Source organism: Lacisediminihabitans sp. (assembly GCF_043726815.1).
GTDB lineage: Bacteria > Actinomycetota > Actinomycetes > Actinomycetales > Microbacteriaceae > Lacisediminihabitans.
Window position 1 is genome coordinate 1 of record NZ_JAYSJZ010000100.1, and the last position, 14,298, is coordinate 14,298.

The 14,298-nt window shown below is 68.6% G+C and carries 14 protein-coding genes; 7 read left to right on the forward strand and 7 right to left on the reverse strand.

All coding sequences use genetic code 11. From position 1 onward, the window contains the following. The first annotated feature begins 47 nt into the window (after positions 1-47). Positions 48-962 carry a hypothetical protein gene (locus tag ACHZD8_RS14845; protein ID WP_394771204.1) on the forward strand — a complete coding sequence of 305 codons (915 nt, stop codon included), beginning with the start codon at positions 48-50 and terminating at the stop codon, positions 960-962. Here the strand turns inward: ACHZD8_RS14845 and ACHZD8_RS14850 are convergent. After that, on the reverse strand, positions 896-1,558 hold the full coding sequence (locus ACHZD8_RS14850; protein WP_394771205.1) for an amino acid deaminase: 663 nt from the start codon (positions 1,556-1,558) through the stop codon (positions 896-898). The two genes, ACHZD8_RS14845 and ACHZD8_RS14850, sit on opposite strands and share 67 nt — an antisense overlap. 301 nt (positions 1,559-1,859) lie before the next feature. Here ACHZD8_RS14850 and ACHZD8_RS14855 point away from each other — a divergent pair, with 301 nt between their 5' ends. Together ACHZD8_RS14855 and ACHZD8_RS14860 are read left to right on the forward strand one after the other, a co-directional pair. Beyond that, positions 1,860-2,459, forward strand: a complete 600-nt coding sequence (locus tag ACHZD8_RS14855) for an ATP-dependent Clp protease proteolytic subunit (RefSeq protein WP_147782986.1) — start codon at positions 1,860-1,862, stop codon at positions 2,457-2,459. Between the two features lie 17 nt (positions 2,460-2,476). Beyond that, complete coding sequence (locus ACHZD8_RS14860) at positions 2,477-3,145, forward strand: ATP-dependent Clp protease proteolytic subunit (RefSeq protein WP_147783228.1); 669 nt, start codon at positions 2,477-2,479, stop codon at positions 3,143-3,145. A 328-nt stretch (positions 3,146-3,473) separates the two neighbouring features. Here ACHZD8_RS14860 and ACHZD8_RS14865 read toward each other — a convergent pair whose 3' ends face one another. The 3 genes from ACHZD8_RS14865 to ACHZD8_RS14875 form a co-directional block, all read right to left on the reverse strand. Continuing rightward, positions 3,474-4,094: a copper resistance protein CopC gene (locus ACHZD8_RS14865; RefSeq protein ID WP_394771206.1), complete on the reverse strand. Its 621-nt coding sequence runs from the start codon at positions 4,092-4,094 to the stop codon at positions 3,474-3,476. 3 nt (positions 4,095-4,097) lie between these two features. After that, positions 4,098-4,826 (reverse strand): YcnI family protein, encoded by a 729-nt coding sequence (locus ACHZD8_RS14870; RefSeq protein WP_394771207.1) that lies wholly within the window; start codon positions 4,824-4,826, stop codon positions 4,098-4,100. Positions 4,827-4,929: 103 nt separating this feature from the next. Next, complete coding sequence (locus ACHZD8_RS14875; RefSeq protein ID WP_394771208.1) at positions 4,930-5,553, reverse strand: hypothetical protein; 624 nt, start codon at positions 5,551-5,553, stop codon at positions 4,930-4,932. A 248-nt stretch (positions 5,554-5,801) separates the two neighbouring features. Between ACHZD8_RS14875 and clpX the strand changes: the two genes are divergently transcribed. Together clpX and ACHZD8_RS14885 are read left to right on the forward strand one after the other, a co-directional pair. Continuing rightward, positions 5,802-7,079, forward strand: a complete 1,278-nt coding sequence (clpX, locus tag ACHZD8_RS14880; protein ID WP_147782990.1) for an ATP-dependent Clp protease ATP-binding subunit ClpX — start codon at positions 5,802-5,804, stop codon at positions 7,077-7,079. Positions 7,080-7,335: 256 nt separating this feature from the next. Further along, complete coding sequence (locus ACHZD8_RS14885; RefSeq protein WP_394771214.1) at positions 7,336-8,475, forward strand: benzoate/H(+) symporter BenE family transporter; 1,140 nt, start codon at positions 7,336-7,338, stop codon at positions 8,473-8,475. Positions 8,476-8,623: 148 nt separating this feature from the next. On the opposite strand, the gene ACHZD8_RS14890 is transcribed toward ACHZD8_RS14885, so the two are convergent. Further along, on the reverse strand, positions 8,624-10,672 hold the full coding sequence (locus ACHZD8_RS14890; protein ID WP_394771209.1) for a M3 family metallopeptidase: 2,049 nt from the start codon (positions 10,670-10,672) through the stop codon (positions 8,624-8,626). 140 nt (positions 10,673-10,812) lie between these two features. Here ACHZD8_RS14890 and ACHZD8_RS14895 point away from each other — a divergent pair, with 140 nt between their 5' ends. Both ACHZD8_RS14895 and ACHZD8_RS14900 read left to right on the forward strand, forming a co-directional pair. Then, entirely contained in the window at positions 10,813-11,490 is a 678-nt protein-coding gene (locus ACHZD8_RS14895; protein ID WP_394771210.1) for an ArsR/SmtB family transcription factor, read from the forward strand. Between the two features lie 87 nt (positions 11,491-11,577). After that, the gene (locus ACHZD8_RS14900) at positions 11,578-11,907 is read left to right on the forward strand and encodes a hypothetical protein (RefSeq protein WP_394771211.1); all 330 of its coding nucleotides are present in this window, start codon (positions 11,578-11,580) and stop codon (positions 11,905-11,907) included. 299 nt (positions 11,908-12,206) lie between these two features. Here ACHZD8_RS14900 and ACHZD8_RS14905 read toward each other — a convergent pair whose 3' ends face one another. Together ACHZD8_RS14905 and valS are read right to left on the reverse strand one after the other, a co-directional pair. Further along, on the reverse strand, positions 12,207-12,455 hold the full coding sequence (locus tag ACHZD8_RS14905; protein ID WP_394771212.1) for a hypothetical protein: 249 nt from the start codon (positions 12,453-12,455) through the stop codon (positions 12,207-12,209). A 52-nt stretch (positions 12,456-12,507) separates the two neighbouring features. Continuing rightward, the coding region (gene valS / locus ACHZD8_RS14910) for a valine--tRNA ligase (protein ID WP_394771213.1) at positions 12,508-14,298 on the reverse strand (1,791 nt) is incomplete at its 5' end.

A 14,298-nucleotide genomic window follows, 5' to 3' on the forward strand; every position in this document is an offset into this window, starting at 1 on the left:
CGTTCGACGGCGATCGCATATCGCCGTCGAACTCCCGGAGGTAATCCATGCTCGATCTCGGTCTGCTCTGTGACGTTGACGGGCCGCTCGCCAGCCCGGTGAGCCGCAGCATCCGCATCCCGAGCATCCTCGACGACCTCGTCGCGCTCACCGCCGCCGGCGTGCCGATCGCCTTCATCACCGGCCGGTCCGACAGCTTCATCCGTGACAGCGTGATCGCACCCCTGATGGATGTCGGCCTCTCCGACGCGCTGGCCACTCCCGGCGCGCGGATGTTCGGCGTGTTCGAGAAGGGTGGCTCCTGGGCGCCCATCACGAGCGCCGGCCTGGGCGAGGTCACTGTCGACGAGAGCGTGGCGCTGCCGGCATCCATCGTCGACGGCGTACGCGCCCTCGTGTCCGGCGGTTTCGCCGACACCATGTTCTTCGACGAGACGAAGCTCGCCATGGTCTCGGTGGAGCAGCGAACCGATGTCTCGACCGAGGCCTACCTGCGCGCGCAGTCCGCGTTCAATGACTCCGCCTTCGACCTCGTGACCTCGACGGGACTCGGGGTGAGGCTCGGCGAGCGGTCCGCTCCGGATGCCGCGGGCAACGTGCCGTTCCGCCTCGACTCCACGATCATCTCCACCGACATCGAGTCGGTGCTGCTCGACAAGGACCGCGGCGCGGCGCGAGCGCTGGACTACTTCGCCGCGCTCGGCGAGCTGCCCACCGTGTGGCGGTCGGTCGGAGACTCCCGCAGCGACTACCTCATGGCAGACCACCTGCACGAGGCGGGCTTCGACGTGGCGCACGTGGACGTGCGCCCGACCGACGGAATCCTCGAGCGTCCGTACCGGGTGATCGTGGAGGGCGACTCGATCCACGACGAGGCCGGCGCGGCCTTCCTGGGCTACTGGGTGCGCAGGCTCGACGCGAGCGGCGACCGCGGCGCCAGGGTCGACGTCGCCGCGTTGTAGCGCAGGCGCGGCGGCTGCTCGGCGAGGGTCCTCAGGAACGAGTCTGGGGCGGCCGAGAGCGGGAAGGCCGTGATGGCCCGCATCCGTGCGTGCTCGGCGATGCCGCTGTCGTTGATGCCGTAGAGCAGCGCGGCGGCGTGCGCGTCGCCCACGACGACGGTGCGCACCGTCGCCATCCCGTCGAGGCTCTCCTGGTCGAGCACGGCCAGCGCATCCTCCGGCGGCTCGACGAGGCGGGGGAGCACCGCCCCGGTCACCCGGGAGAGCAGGGTCCCGTCGCCGGGGCCATCCGGCAGGAACGCGTCGGACGGGAGCCCGAGCGTGTTGGCGAGCGTTCCGTCGAGCCAGCGCGCGGCCTTGGGGCCGTGCGGCGTCTCCACGGTGGACAGCAGGTAGCCGTAGACGTGCAGCAGGCCCGCGTTGCCGATCGGCCACGCGGCGTCCAGCCCGGCCAGGTCGTGCAGGCGCTCGAACTGGTCGCGGGGGATCACCGGGGCATCGAGGTTCTCGTCCAGCACCGTCGACAGGCCCCAGTCGTCGAAGGCCCCGGACGCGGCATCCGTCATCACCTGCTGGTCCATCGACTGCTGCCGCATCCGTCCATCGTAGGGACGAGCGGCCCGCGCCCGTCCCGTCTCCGCCCCGGCCCCCTCTCCGAAAACGCAGGAGATCCGCGGCCCAACGTGCCGTCGCGGGGCAATCCGTGCGATTCGGCGGCGAAAGTCCTGCGTTTTCGGAAAGCGCGCGGGCGGTGGGGGAGTCGGGATGCGGCACCGCCCCCGCGGCCCGGCGGACGCGCCGCTCCACTCCGCGCTCTGCCCACGGCGAACAGAGCGATTCTGGCGCGTTGGCTCCGATAGATTCGTCAACAAGCGATAACTGAAACGGAGCGCAACAATGGCCCAACCGGCATTGGTCTCGAGCATTTTCGACCAACTCCTCAAGGACCGCATCATCTGGCTTGGCTCAGAGGTGCGTGACGACAACGCCAACGAGATCTGCGCGAAGATCCTGCTGCTCGCCGCAGAGGACCCGAAGCGTGACATCTTCCTGTACATCAACTCCCCGGGTGGTTCGATCACCGCGGGAATGGCCATCTACGACACGATGAAGTTCGTGCCGAACGACATCGTCACCGTCGGCATCGGCATGGCGGCCTCGATGGGGCAGTTCCTGCTGTCGTCGGGCACCAAGGGCAAGCGGTACATCACCCCGAACGCGCGAGTGCTTCTGCACCAGCCGTCCGGCGGATTCGGTGGAACGGCGGCGGACATCCAGACCCAGGCCAACCTCATCCTCGACATGAAGAAGCGGATGGCCGAGCTCACCGCAGAGCAGACCGGCAAGACGGTCGAGCAGGTAATCATCGACGGCGACCGTGACAACTGGTTCACGGCGAAGCAGGCACTCGAGTACGGCTTCGTGGATCACCTTCGGGAGTTCGCTTCCGAGGTCATCGGCGGCGGCGGCACCGACGACTCCGTGACCACGAAGTAGGGATGGGCAGAACAGACATGGAATTCACCAACTTTGGTCAGCAGGCCGGCGGCATCGCGCCGACGGCGGAGGCTCGCTACATCCTCCCGACCTTCGAGGAGCGCACGGCCTACGGCTACAAGCGCCAGGACCCATACGCGAAGCTGTTCGAGGACCGCATCATCTTCCTGGGCGTGCAGATCGACGACGCCTCGGCGGATGACGTGATGGCCCAGCTGCTCGTGCTCGAGAGCCAGGACCCGGACCGCGACATCGTGATGTACATCAACTCGCCCGGTGGCTCGTTCACCGCGATGACGGCGATCTACGACACGATGCAGTACGTGCGGCCGCAGATCCAGACCGTGGTGCTCGGCCAGGCGGCCTCCGCCGCCGCGGTGATCCTCGCCGCCGGCACGCCCGGCAAGCGGCTCGCCCTGCCGAACGCCCGCATCCTGATCCACCAGCCGTCCACCGGCGACTCCGGCCGCGGCCAGGCGTCGGACATCGAGATCCAGGCCCGCGAGATCCAGCGGATGCGCGAATGGCTCGAGGAGACGCTCTCGCGCCACTCCAACCGCACGATGGAGCAGGTGAACAAGGACATCGACCGCGACAACATCCTGAGCGGCGAGGAGGCCCTCGCCTACGGTCTCGTCGACCAGGTGCTCACCTCGCGCAAGAACATCCCGGCGATCACCAAGTAGTTCGCTTCACGAAGGGCCCCCGGTTCGCGCCGGGGGCCCTTTGTGCGTGCGCCGGGACTCTCGCGGTGGGGGATATCCGGTCGCTTGAGGTCAGGCGGCGCGGAGATGCTGCGCGCCGGGTGTGGCGGCGGGAGAAACAGCGTGGCGGCGGGGGAACCGGGCGGCCGGATTCTCTCGCGGCGGGGAAAAGTCCTCGTGGCGGGGGTTAGGTCTCCCGCCGCGAGGTCATTTCCCCGCCGCGAGGCGGCACAACTCCCGCCCCGACGGTGAGGCCCCCGCGAGCGGCCCAACGGAGAGGCCCCAGCCGAGCCGCCCGGCGTCGTGCTCCTCAGGCCTTGGGCCGCGGCTTCCGACGACTCGTGGCCAGCACGGTCACGATCACCGCGGCGCCCACCGCGAGAACGGCCCCGCCGATCCAGAGCACCGCCTGGAGGGTCCCCTCGTCCACCGACGCCGGCCGGCTGCCCCCGATCGGGGCGCCCGTGCCGTTGGGCTTGAGCTTTCCGTGGCAGTCCGGCACCCTGGTGCTGCCCGTGCTCGGCGTGAATCCGGCCGGCGGCTGCCAGGTGAACTCGAACGAGTCGGACACCGTGTGGGCGTCGGTGGAGATGGCCTGCCAGGTGATCGTGTACTTGCCGGCCGCCCCGAGCGCTGCATCGGTGGTGAGTGTGGGCCCCTCCACCGAGACGCACCCGTCTCCGTAGTAGCGACCGGCCGCATCCCGCACCTGCAGAGCGAACCCCGCGTCGTTGCCCTCGATGTCGAGCAGCGTGCCGTTGGTCGTCACCGAGAACTTCGGCGGCAGTTGGGTGAGCGTCTCATTCGCCGTGGGCGTCGTCGCGATCGGGTAGTTGTGTGCCTGAGCCGGAGCGGCGATGCCGAGAACCGCGCCCACGGCGACGAGCGCTCCGAATCCGGCCAGCGCAATCCGCATCATCGGGGTGGGCATCGACTAGTTCGCCGCGCGGCGTCGAGAGAACACGACGGCGAGCACGATGCCGACCGCCCCGACGACCAGACCGGAAATGCCCAGACCGCGCGCGATCGGGTCACTCGCGGAGGCCGTGGTGCCGGCTCCGCCGTGCGCCTCCTCGGTGGCCGCGGTCACCTCGGCGTCCGCATCGTGACTCGCGACCGGGGTGTCCGTCACATAGAGCACGGGGGCCGGCTTATCGGCATCCGCGCCCTTCTCGCTCCACTTCACGACCCTGCCGTCGCTGTAGGTCTGGGTCGCCGGCAGCAGGATCCGACCCGTGTCGGGAACCGGACCCACCGAGAGCGAGAGCAGCTGCAGCTGGCCGTCCTGGATGGCGTGGCCGGCCTGCGCCGTCCAGACCACCTTCGTCACGGCCTCGGTCACCTCGCCGCCGTCCACCTTCACGGGCTTCGGCAGAGTCTCGGTGACGAGCTCGACATCCCAGCCTGCCACCGGCACGTAGCTCACACTCGCGAACGGCGTCGCCGTGGGGAGGTCGACCTCTACCTTGTCGGTGGTGGCCGTGGCGGACTCGTTGGGGATCTTGAAGGTGATGAGGGCGTAGCTGCCGGGTTCGGCGGTGTACGGAGTCACGCTCACGTGGGCGCTCGCCGCGAGGGGCGCGGCGATCGCGAGAAGTGCGCCGGCGCCGAGAGCGACGGAGCCGACTAGGACGGAGCTGGACAGGGTGGTGCGCTTCTTCATTTTCTTCCTCAGCAATGAATGAGATCGGCGGAACGATGGTCGCCCTGTGGCGTCGTTCATCGGATGTTCGGAGCCGATCCCGAGAATGATTGTTACGGGGTGGTCAGATCGCCGCGAGTGCGGGCGGTCCCCGGTGGGAGAGGAAGGAGAGGTTGCGGTCGACCGGCCTCGGTACGACGGCGCGCTCGATGGCGACCGCGCTGGAGAGGGGCTCGGGCGAACGGCCCGGGAACAGCCCGGTGAGCAGGCGCCAGACGGCACCGACGCACAGCCGCGCGAGATCGAAGAGGCCCCAGAACGCCCGCTCGCCCCGGCGGATGGCCACGATCGTCACCACGGCCGCGATGGCGTGACCCAGCCACATCGTGGCATCCGGGCCGACAATCGCCTGGCCGGCGGGCAGGGCGGCGATCTGGGCCGCCATCTGCGCGGCCGAGTGCTGCATCCCTGCCGAGCCGGTGCCGGGCAAGACAGTCGCCTCACCCAGCAGGCTGAAGGCCCCGTGGAACGCGAACTGGCTCACGGCGACGGCGGCCGCGAGGCGCACTCGGGAGAGCGTCTTGCCGGCGAGGGCGACGCAGACGAGACCCGAGAAGGCGAGGGAGAGTGCGATCGCCACGGCGCTCGGCATGCCTCCCCCCGCGATCGCGTGGGAGCAGACCGCGGTGAAGGTGGCGACGAGCGCGGCCAGCCACCCTCGGGCGAACCTTGCCCATCTGGTGGTCATCGTCTCTCCTGTTCGCGACGGCGAGCCGCGGGAAAAGTCTAGGACGGATGCCTCGCGCTTTCCGCCGCGGGCGAACGGGGGCCAGGTTTGCCGTGTCGTATTCGCTCATGATGCGGTGAGTGTCGCTGAGTCGGGTTAGGCTCGGTGTCAGGACCCCGGTAGCACCATACGAACAATCCGCAGAAGAAGACGGCCGCCGCTTCCGCAAGAGCAGTGGCACTGGGGCCAGGACCTGAAGGAGGCCGAGCATGGCACGAATAGGCGAGAGCGCCGATCTGCTCAAGTGTTCCTTCTGTGGCAAGAGCCAGAAGCAAGTGCAGCAGCTCATTGCCGGCCCTGGCGTGTACATCTGCGACGAGTGCGTCGAGCTGTGCAACGAGATCATCGAGGAACGCCTGGCCGAGGCCGGCGAGGAGACCGCGAGCGAGTTCGAGCTTCCCAAGCCGCGCGAGATCTACAGCTTCCTCGAGGAGTACGTGATCGGCCAGGAGGCCGCCAAGAAGGCCCTCTCCGTGGCCGTCTACAACCACTACAAGCGCATCCGTTCGCGCAGCACCCTCACCTCGGCCGACGCGCTCATCGACGACGTCGAGATCGCCAAGTCCAACATCCTGCTCATCGGCCCGACCGGATGCGGTAAGACCTACCTCGCTCAGACCCTCGCCAAACGCCTCAACGTGCCGTTCGCGGTCGCGGATGCCACGGCCCTCACCGAGGCCGGGTACGTGGGGGAGGATGTGGAGAACATCCTGCTCAAGCTCATCCAGGCCGCGGACTACGACGTCAAGCGCGCCGAGACCGGCATCATCTACATCGACGAGATCGACAAGATCGCCCGCAAGGCCGAGAACCCGTCGATCACCCGCGACGTGTCCGGCGAGGGCGTGCAGCAGGCGCTGCTCAAGATTCTCGAGGGCACGATCGCCTCCGTTCCGCCGCAGGGCGGCCGCAAGCATCCGCACCAGGAGTTCATCCAGGTGGACACCACCAACGTGCTCTTCATCGTGGCCGGCGCCTTCGCCGGGCTCGAGGAGATCATCTCGCAGCGCGCGGGCAAGAAGGGGATCGGCTTCGGCGCCCCGCTGCACAGCAAGGGCGACGACGTGAACCTCTTCGGCGAGGTGCTGCCGGAAGACCTGCACAAGTTCGGCCTCATCCCCGAGTTCATCGGCCGCCTGCCCGTGGTCACCACGGTGACTCCGCTCGACCAGGTCGCCCTCATGGAGATCCTCACCAAGCCGAAGAACGCCCTCGTGCGCCAGTACCAGCGCATGTTCGAACTGGATGGCGTGGTTCTCGACTTCGAGCAGGACGCCCTCGAGGCCATCGCCGACCTGGCCGTGCTGCGCCAGACCGGCGCCCGCGGCCTGCGGTCGATCATGGAGGAAGTGCTCGGCCCCATCATGTTCGACGTGCCATCGAGTGACGACATCGCGCAGGTGATCGTGACCCGCGCCGCCGTGCTCGAGAACGCCGCCCCGACGATCGTGCCTCACAAGGCGATCCGCCAGGAGAAGTCCGCGTAGCTCCGGCAGGTTCGCTGGCAGGGGCCGGCTGGCAATCCGGGCGAGTGCGGTCGTGTCGGTCCGGCGTGCCGGCCCCGAATGTCTGCGGACGCCCGGGTTGCTGGCGGGCACGTCGCGAGTTCACCCCGTCCCCGGATCGGGCAGGACCGCGGAACCGGACCACGGATGCGGGATTGGCCCGAGACACGAGTCCGCGCGCGTCAGTAGGCTGAGGGCGCCATCCCCGACCAGAGATATAACCATAGTCCAGCCGATCATCGCGGGAATCGTCGCGGCCATCACCGGGTTCTCGAGCTCTTTCGCGATCGTGCTCGCGGGCCTCGCGGCCGTCGGCGCGACGGAGTCCCAGTCGGCATCCGGCCTTCTGGTGATCTGCGTGGTGCAGGGGGTGCTGTCCATCGTGCTGAGCGTCGTCTACCGGATACCGGTGAAGTTCGCCTGGAGCACTCCGGGGGCCGCACTCCTCGTCGCGACGGCGGGAGTGACCGGAAAGTTCGCGGAAGCGGTCGCGGCCTTCATCGTCGCGGCCGCCCTCATCGTGCTGGTTGGGCTGTGGCCGGCGCTCGAGCGCCTGATCGCGCGCATTCCGCGGCCAGTGTCGAGCGCCATGCTCGCCGGCATCCTGCTGCCCCTGTGTCTTGCGCCGGTGAAGGCGGCCGTCGCGATCCCGCTGCTCGCGATCCCGGTGATCCTGGTCTGGCTCGTGCTCTACCGCCTCGCCCCGCGCTGGGCGGTCCCTGCGGCCATCGTGCTCGCCGGCGTGCTTCTGGCCGTCACGGCGGGATCCGGATGGCTCGCCGGGGCGAACCTCGCCCCGCAGCTGGTCTTCGTTGCGCCGGTGTTCGATCCGCTCGTGGTTGTGAGCCTCGCGATCCCGCTGTTCATCGTCACGATGGCGGGGCAGAACATCCCGGGCGCGGCCATCCTCAACAACTTCGGCTATCGCGCCCCGGTGCGCTCGGCGCTCGTCTCCTCGGGCGCGATGTCCGGGGTCGGCGCGCTGTTCGGCGGAATCACCGTCAATTTCGCGGCGCTCACCCAGGCGCTTACCGCCGGACCCGAGGCATCCCCGCACCGCTCCCGACGCTGGATCGCCCCCGTCGCGGCGGGCGGCACCTACATCGCGCTCGGGCTCCTCGCCGGGGTCGCGACGGCGTTCGTCACCTCCTCACCGCCGTTGCTCATCGAGGCGGTGGCGGGGCTTGCGCTGCTCAGTGCGCTGATCGGCGCCGTCGTGGCGGCGGTGGAGGACGCCGCGCATCGGCTCGCGGCGATCCTCACCTTCCTCGTGACGGCATCCGGCATCGTCGTAGGGGGAGTCGGCTCGGCCTTTTGGGGCCTGCTCGTCGGGGCCGTCGTGATGCTCTGGCTCGGCTGGCGTCGCCGGGCGGTATGAGCTCCCTGGCGCCGTTGCGGCGCCAGGGAGCTCCCGGCGCGCCCACTCGGGGTGATTGCGGACATTCGGGGCCGGCGTGCCGGCCCGTCGAGTCCGCACTGGCCCGGAATGGCGCCGGGAGACAGCGGGACCGGAGGCGGGACGGCTGCTACTCGGCGAGCCCCCGGCGCTTGAGCAGCGGCTCGATCACGGCATCGCGGCCGCGGAACTCGCGGTACGCCTCCAGCGGGTCCTTCGACCCGCCCACCCCGAGAAGCAACGACCGGAATCGGTCCCCGTTCGCACGGCTGAGCCCGCCGTTCTCGGTGAACCAGTCGACGGTGTCCGCGTCGAGCACCTCGCTCCAGATGTACGAGTAGTACCCGGCGTCGTATCCGCCCGAGAACGTGTGCGCGAAGTAGGTGCTCGAGTAGCGGGTCGGCACGGCCGGGTTGTCGAGGCCCACCGCCGCGAGCGCCTCCGCCTCGAACTCGGCGACGTCGGCCACGGTGTCATCCGCCGTGATGCGGTGCCAGGCCTGATCGAGCAGTGCGGCCGCGAGGTATTCGCTCGTCTTGAACCCCTCATTGAACGCCGAGGATGCCCGGATCTTGTCCACGAACGCCTGCGGCATGGGCTCGCCGGTCTCGAAATGCACGGCGTAGTTGGCCAGGATCTCCGGCCACAGCATCCACATCTCGTTCACCTGGCTCGGGAATTCCACGAAGTCGCGGTACACATTCGTGCCGGCGAACTTGGGGTAGGTGACGCGCGCGAACAGCCCGTGCAGGGCGTGCCCGAACTCGTGGAAGAACGTGTTCACCTCGTCGTAGCTCAGCAGGGTGGGCATTCCCGCGGCGGGCTTCGGCACGTTGAGATTGTTCGTGACGACGACCGGATGATCGAGCAGGGAGTTCTGCGAGACGAGGGAGTTCATCCACGCGCCCCCGCGTTTGGAGTCCCGGGTGTAGAGGTCCAGAACGTAGAGGCCCACGGGGGAGCCATCGTCGTTCTTCACCTCGAACACGCGGGCGTCCGGGTGGTAGGCCACCAGGTCCGTGCGTTCCGTGAAGGTCACCCCGTAGACGCGCGTGGCGGCGAAGAACACCCCGTCGCGCATCACCCGTTCGGCCTCGAAGTATGGACGCATCGCCGCCGTGTCGACGTCGTACTTCGCCTGGCGCACCTTCTCGGTGTAGTACGCCCAGTCCCAGGATTCGAGGGTGAACTCGTCGCCGATCCGGGCCTGCAGATCGGCCTGCTCCGCGCGGGCGTTGCGCGCCGCGATGGGGGCCAGTCGACCGAGCATCGAGGCGACCGCCGCCGGCGTCTTGGCCGTCTCATCCGCCGTGACGTACGCGGCGTGGTTCTCGAACCCGAGAAGCCGTGCCCGTTCCGCGCGCAGGCGGGTGATCTCCAGCACGAGTTCGCGATTGTCGTTCTCGCCGCCGCGGCTGCCGCGCGAGCGGGACGCGTCCATGATCCGCTTGCGCACGTCTCGATTGGTGAGCGAGTCGAGGTACGGATGCCCGGTCGGCAGCACCAGCGTCACGAGGTACTTGCCGTCCAGGCCGCGTTCCCGGGCCGCCTCGGCGGTGGCGGAGATCTCTCCCTCCCCGAGCCCGTCGAGCTCGGCGACGTCGTCGATCACCACGGCGAGGTCGTTGGTGTCGGCGAGCAGGTTCTTCTCGAAGCGCGTGGTGAGAGTGGAGAGCTTCTGGTTGTACTCGCGCAGGGCGGCCTTCTGGTCATCGTCCAGCGCGGCCCCGGCCAGGGTGAATTCGGTGTAGTAGCGCTCTACGAGGTAGCGGGATTCCGCGTCGAGGCCCAGTTGATCGAGCTGGTCGTGCAGGGTCTTGATGCGCCAGTACAGGGCCGAGTCGAGCCGGATCGCGTCGGAGTGCGCGGCGAGGATGGGGGCCATCTCCTCCTCGAGTTCGTTCGTGAAGTCCGAGATGTCGGCCGAGCTCTTGTTGAAGAACACGGTGGCGACGCGTTCGAGCGTCTGCCCCGACTTCTCGAGGGGGAGCATCGTGTTCTCGAAGGTGGGCGCGTCCCGGCGGCGGGTGATGTTCGAGATCTCGGCGAGATGTTCCTCGATGCCCTTCTCGAAGGCCGGCCGGTAGTGCTCGTCCCGGATGTCGGCGAATGGCGGCAGCGCGTAGGGCAGGGTGCTGGGCGCGAGAAAGGGATTCTGCTCGAGATTCTGTTCAACCATGCGGGCTAGCCTAGGCCGAACGTCGCCGCCGACACGACAGCGCTGGGCCGTGCAAAGGGATCGCTGCAAACAAAACTCTGCAAAGGCAGCGTTGCAAACAAGGTGTTGCAAAGAAAGCTTTGCAATGATACCTTTGCACCATGGACGACTCCCCGGACACCGAGACGCCAGAAGACGCCGCCCACAAGGCGTTCGTCGGACGCACGCTCGACCTCGAATCCCTCAAGGCGCTCGCGCATCCGCTGCGGGTGCACATCGTCGACACGCTCTCCACCTACGGCTCGTTCACCGCGAGCGGGCTGGCCGAGCGGTTGGGCGAGTCGAGTGGCGCCACCAGCTACCACCTGCGGCAGCTGGAGAAGCACGGCTTCGTGCGCGAGGTGCAGGGCAAGGGAACCGGGCGTGAACGCTGGTGGGAGCGAACCCCCGTGGGGATCAACCTCTCGTCGCGGGAGATGAAGGAGACGACGGCGACCCCGGCGGGGCGCGCTGCCACCGACCTCGTCATCCAGGAGTGGAAGCGCAGCCGCAACCGGGTTCTCGACGAGTTCCTCGAGCGAGGCCCGGACCTGCTCCCGGAGGCGTGGGTCGACATCAGCACCGTGAGCACCATGAATGCCCGGCTGACGATGGAGCAGATGAGCGAGCTCGTGGAGGCATGGATCGCCCTCTACGGCCAGTACATCGAGAAGTACAAGGGTCAGGACGTGCCCGGCGCGAGGCCGGTGCAGATCCATTTCGATGCCTTCCCCGTCGTCGATGGCGAAGAGACGCCGGATGACGCGGAGACGCCCCACAAACCTCGCGAAGATCCGTGATCGTGCGGCCTCGTGCCGTTCATCGTCCGGCCACCGGAATGACAGTGGCCGACCCTAAATTGAGACCCAGGAAGAGGTGAAAAGACAATGACAGCAACACTCGCCGTGCGCGCCGAAGCCGAACCCGCGCAGGCCGAACTTATCGACCCCCAGGCGGAGGCTTCCGAGGTGGTGGACGGCGCCGCGCTGAACGACGCGGCATTGAGCGCGGCCGTGGAGAGCGCCCTGCGCGGCCCGCGTGCCCGCGGCCTCGAACGCGTGGCAATCACCCTCGGTGTCGCCATGCTGAGGTGGGCGCGCACCCGCGCCAGGCGCAATCTGATGTTCCGTGAGGAACACGCTCGATCTTTTGCGACGGTTTGTGACGTAGAACTTCGGCAGCACCGTTCGTTATCACGGGCGATGCGGGTATCCTGAGCTGAATTCTTCGCTCGCCGTACCATCCCGAATCGGCCTCGAACCCGGTCCGATGACGCACTCGCCACGAGCGGTCGTCACTCGGAACCCGTCCCTCGTCCCGAGGGGACCGCTCCCGTCGGCGACGCCGGCATCCTGCCCCAGTCCACCCCGATGAGCTTCACGGACCTGCACTCGGCGTCCTAGCGCCTCCTCCTGTGCACGATCCCCCCAGGACCTCCGTCCGGCTCATCGGGGTTCTGGGGCGCCGCCGCGGCCGAATGCCGCGCGGGCTGGCACATCATCGGCTCAGCGTCGGCTCAGCCGGCGTCTGTGTCGTCCTCGGAGGGATCGCTGACGACGACCGTGCCGTCCGCGGCGACGCGCACGATCGTGCCGTCGTCGAGTTCGGCCACCGCACGGCCCTCGAGCCAGGTGAGGGTCCAGCGCCAGCCGTCGGTGTCGATGCCGGCCAGGTCGGCCTCGACGGAGTGGATCGCCGCGACGACCGGTTCGGGCAGGCGCGGCGGCGTGTCGGCGCCCACCGCCCATCGTGTGCCTAGCTGCATCGGTGGGCCTCCGGTCTCTCTGCGGTGGTGGGGTGGGAGTACTGGGGTGGGATCAGGCGGGCTGCTCGGCGAGCAGCACGTCGGTCACGGCGATCTCGTCGCCGATCGCAAAGGTGAGGCTGGAGATGCGTCCGACGGCGGCGAGATCGTCGACCGCCTGCTGCAGAAGCACCGGACCGGTGATCGTCGCCGAGGTGACCTCGGTGCGCTGGGACGCCTTCGCGTCGGTCTTGGCCCGGCGGATGCCGATCAGGGCCTGGCCCACTGCGCCGAGCAGCCCGGAGGGGTGAGCCTGGGTGGGGGCGGTCGGCCAGGCTGCGCGGTGCACGGAGTCGTCGTGGGTCCAGGACCAGACCTCCTCCGTGGCGAACGGGATGAACGGCGCGAGCAGCCGCAGGAGCACATCGAGGCCCGTGCGCAGCGTCGCCACGGCCGAGGCCTGCTCGGACGCGGTGGCCGATCCGTATGCGCGCTCCTTCACGAGTTCGAGGTAGTCGTCGCAGAAGGTCCAGAAGAACCGCTCGGTCACCTCGAGGGCCCGGGCGTGGTCGAAGTCCTCGAGGCAGTTCGTGGCGGCCTCCACCACGATGGCGAGCTCGGCGAGCACGTCGATGTCGAGGGGGTTGGTGATCAGGCTCGCCGCGACCGCCTCATCCGCCCCGCCCGAGGCGACGAGCGCCTCCGGCACGGGGAACGAGTACACGAACTTGGCCGCATTGAGCACCTTGATGGCCAGTCGGCGGCCGATCTTGATCTGCTTGGGGTTTTGCGGATCGAAGGCCGCGTCGGTGCCGAGCCGGCTGGACGCGGCCCAATAGCGCACGGCATCCGAACCGTGCTCGTCGAGCATGGCGGCCGGGGTCACCACGTTGCCCTTCGACTTGGACATCTTCTTGCGGTCGGGGTCGACGATGAAGCCGGAGATTCCGGCGTTCTTCCAGGGCAGCGAGCCGTTCTCGAGCTGGGCCCGCAGGATCGTGGAGAACAGCCAGGTGCGGATGATGTCTTGGCCCTGCGAGCGCAGCGAGTACGGGAAGACGAGGTCGAAGAGCTCGGGATCCCGCTCCCAGCCGCCGGCGATCTGCGGGGTGAGGGACGACGTGGCCCAGGTGTCCATGATGTCGACCTCGCCGACGAAGCCGCCGGGCACGCCGCGCCGGCTCTCGTCGTAACCGGGGGCCGGGGCGGATGCCGGGTCCACCGGCAGCGCGCTCTCGTCGGGCACGATGACCGCGCCCTTCTCGCCGTCGGCGTCGAGCTCGTACCAGACCGGGATCGGCACGCCGAAGAAGCGCTGGCGCGAGATGAGCCAGTCGCCGGTGAGGCCGTTGACCCAGTTCTCGTAGCGCACGCGCATGAAGTCCGGGGCGAAGTTGAGCTCGCGGCCGCGCTCGAGCAGCGTGGCCCGCAGCGCCTCGTCGCGGGCGCCGTTGCGGATGTACCACTGGCGCGTGGAGACGATCTCGAGGGGCTTGTCGCCCTTCTCGAAGAACTTCACCGAGTGCACGATGCGCTTGGGCTCGCCGATGAGCTCCCCGCTGGCGGTGAGCAGCTCGACCACCCGCGCCTTGGCGCTGAACACGGTCTTGCCGGCCAGCTCGGCGTAGGCCGCCTTCGCGTCCTCGCCCACGATCACGTCCGGGGCGTCTGCGATGATCCGGCCGTCGCGCCCGATGATCGTGCGGTTGGGCAGGTCGAGTTCGCGCCACCAGACCACATCGGTCACATCGCCGAAGGTGCAGATCATTGCGATGCCCGAGCCCTTATCCCTCTGGGCAAGGTGGTGGGACACGACCGGAACCTCGACGCCAAAAATAGGTGTCGTCACGGTCGTGCCGAAGAG

What these genes read in the sequence shown, in the direction of transcription:
- ACHZD8_RS14845 (WP_394771204.1), top strand. Translation starts at nt 48, where the DNA reads ATGCTCGATCTCGGTCTGCTCTGTGACGTTGACGGGCCGCTCGCCAGC.
- ACHZD8_RS14850 (WP_394771205.1), bottom strand. Translation starts at nt 1,558, where the DNA reads ATGCGGCAGCAGTCGATGGACCAGCAGGTGATGACGGATGCCGCGTCC.
- ACHZD8_RS14855 (WP_147782986.1), top strand. Translation starts at nt 1,860, where the DNA reads ATGGCCCAACCGGCATTGGTCTCGAGCATTTTCGACCAACTCCTCAAG.
- ACHZD8_RS14860 (WP_147783228.1), top strand. Translation starts at nt 2,477, where the DNA reads ATGGAATTCACCAACTTTGGTCAGCAGGCCGGCGGCATCGCGCCGACG.
- ACHZD8_RS14865 (WP_394771206.1), bottom strand. Translation starts at nt 4,094, where the DNA reads ATGCCCACCCCGATGATGCGGATTGCGCTGGCCGGATTCGGAGCGCTC.
- ACHZD8_RS14870 (WP_394771207.1), bottom strand. Translation starts at nt 4,826, where the DNA reads ATGAAGAAGCGCACCACCCTGTCCAGCTCCGTCCTAGTCGGCTCCGTC.
- ACHZD8_RS14875 (WP_394771208.1), bottom strand. Translation starts at nt 5,553, where the DNA reads ATGACCACCAGATGGGCAAGGTTCGCCCGAGGGTGGCTGGCCGCGCTC.
- clpX (WP_147782990.1), top strand. Translation starts at nt 5,802, where the DNA reads ATGGCACGAATAGGCGAGAGCGCCGATCTGCTCAAGTGTTCCTTCTGT.
- ACHZD8_RS14890 (WP_394771209.1), bottom strand. Translation starts at nt 10,672, where the DNA reads ATGGTTGAACAGAATCTCGAGCAGAATCCCTTTCTCGCGCCCAGCACC.
- ACHZD8_RS14895 (WP_394771210.1), top strand. Translation starts at nt 10,813, where the DNA reads ATGGACGACTCCCCGGACACCGAGACGCCAGAAGACGCCGCCCACAAG.
- ACHZD8_RS14900 (WP_394771211.1), top strand. Translation starts at nt 11,578, where the DNA reads ATGACAGCAACACTCGCCGTGCGCGCCGAAGCCGAACCCGCGCAGGCC.
- ACHZD8_RS14905 (WP_394771212.1), bottom strand. Translation starts at nt 12,455, where the DNA reads ATGCAGCTAGGCACACGATGGGCGGTGGGCGCCGACACGCCGCCGCGC.